At 62.0% G+C, this 2,002-nt stretch carries 2 protein-coding genes; both read left to right on the top strand.

All coding sequences use genetic code 11. From position 1 onward, the window contains the following. Positions 1–241, top strand: a 241-nt coding sequence (locus VKR55_RS26420; protein WP_324408018.1) for an alpha/beta hydrolase, incomplete at its 5' end; no start/stop codon positions are given. Positions 242–458: 217 nt separating this feature from the next. After that, a complete protein-coding gene (locus VKR55_RS26425) occupies positions 459–1,805 on the top strand; it encodes an IS5 family transposase (RefSeq protein ID WP_324408020.1) in 1,347 nt (448 codons plus the stop codon). Positions 1,806–2,002 lie beyond the last annotated feature (197 nt).

Here is a 2,002-nt window from a genome sequence, read left to right on the forward strand (position 1 = left end):
TTCACCACTCTATGCAGATCTAGCGAACCTGCCTCCAGCCTTGATCATTGTCGGCACCGCTGATCCATTGCTCGACGACGGTCTGCTCCTTAAACAGCAGATGTTACAAGCAGGCGTTGATACGAATCTGATCCTGGTCCCGAATGCGCCTCACAGTTTCAATAGGCTCCCGATCGGACTAGCCGATCTTCTCAACGGACATGTGCGCAGATGGATGTTAGAACGGGGGTCGCCGCAATAAACCCGCTTCGGACCTGATATTCATGATTGCCAATCAGGCGCATAACTAGTTGGCCGTGAAGAAGGCCTAAGCGGCTGATTGCGAGTCGATTTCCGACGGCGAAGCTGGTTTGGAGATTGCAGGATTTCGGGGTGCGAAGCCTCGGAAGCTTGCAATTTCATTTTGGGGATTCTCGCGAATCGCAAGTCGTGATTCGGTGGTCGCAGCGGAGGGCACGATGCGACCAAAGAAGCCGCAGATGACGGGCGAAGGCGATCTGTTCCGGGCCCGGCTCGATCAGATCATCAACATGAAGCACGAGCTGGTGCAGCTCGCCGGCAAGATCGACTGGGAGTGGCTCGATGGCGAGATCGCGGCGTTGTTCAGCGACAAGGGCCGGCCCGGCATCGCCACGAGGTTCGTGATCGGGTTGTTGCTGCTCAAGCACGTCTTTGCGCTGTCCGATGAGCAGGTCTGCGATCGTTGGGTCTATGACCCGTACTTCCAGTACTTCACCGGCGCGGAGTTCTTCCAGCACGCCTTCCCGCACGAGCGCTCGGATCTGACCCATTGGCGCGGCCGGCTCGGCGCCAAGCTGGAGCTGCTGTTGGCCGAGACCTTGCGGATCGCCCATGCGGCCGGCGCCTTGCGCACCCAGGACCTGGCGCGGGTCACCGTCGACACTACCGTGCAGCCCAAGGCGATCAGCTTCCCGACCGACGCCAAGCTGTTGCATGCCGCCATCAAGGGGCTCAATCGGCTGGCCAAAAAGCACGGCGTGCGGCTGCGCCAATCGTATCTGCGGCTCGCCAAACGCGCCGCCCTGATGGCGGGCCGCTATGCCCATGCCAAACAGTTCAAGCGCCACCAGCGGCAATTGCGCTTCCTGCGTGCTCGGCTCGGCCGCCTTATCCGCGACATCGGCCGCAACATCGTCGACCAGCCGCAGCTTGAAGCGGTGTTTCAATGGCCGTTGGCACGCGCCAGCCAAATCCGCTCGCAGCAGCAGCGCCAGCGCGGTTGGAAGCTTTATTCGTTCCATGCTCCCGAGGTCGAGTGCATCGGCAAGGGCAAAGCCGCAGCGCCCTACGAGTTCGGCGTCAAAGCCTCGATCACCACCACCAATGGCCGCGCCCCCGGCGGGGTATTCGTGCTGTACGCCAAGGCGCTGCCCGGCAATCCGTACGACGGCCACACGCTCGGCGCTGTCATTGCCGCCACCGAACAGCTCACCGGCCGCGCCGTCGAGCGCGTCTATGTGGACAAGGGCTATCGCGGCCACAAAACCGAAGGCCCGTGCCGCGTCTTCATCTCCGGCCAAAAGCGCGGCGTGTTCGGCAGCATCAAACGCGAACTACGGCGCCGCTCCGCCATCGAGGCCGCCATCGGTCATATGAAGACCGACGGCCACCTCGGTCGCTGCTACCTCAAAGGCGCTGCCGGCGACGCCGCCAACGTCATCCTCAGCGCCGTCGGCCACAATCTCCGCCTCCTCCTCACCTGGTTGAGGCTTCTTTTGCGCCTGCTATGGATCGCGCTCGGCCACAGCCGCTTCATCCCGATGGCGCTCAACTCGGCTTTTTAACAGCCGACTAGATGACCTGGTGCGGCGCCGTGGCTGGTCGCTACAGCGGATTTTCTATCGCAACCGAGCCTCGCATTCATCGTCCGCCGGTGGCTAGAACCAGACTGCCGAGGCTGGTGCTCCCCATCATTACGGAATGACGTGTACTCGCGGAGGGCCGATTACGCCTGCATCTTGCATCGCCTTCCTGATGTCTG

Origin of the sequence: Bradyrhizobium sp., from assembly GCF_035309285.1 — a bacterium.
Lineage (GTDB): Bacteria > Pseudomonadota > Alphaproteobacteria > Rhizobiales > Xanthobacteraceae > Bradyrhizobium.

Bases quoted from the DNA above. Each gene is read 5' to 3' on its own strand.
- VKR55_RS26425 (WP_324408020.1), top strand. From the start codon at position 459: ATGCGACCAAAGAAGCCGCAGATGACGGGCGAAGGCGATCTGTTCCGG.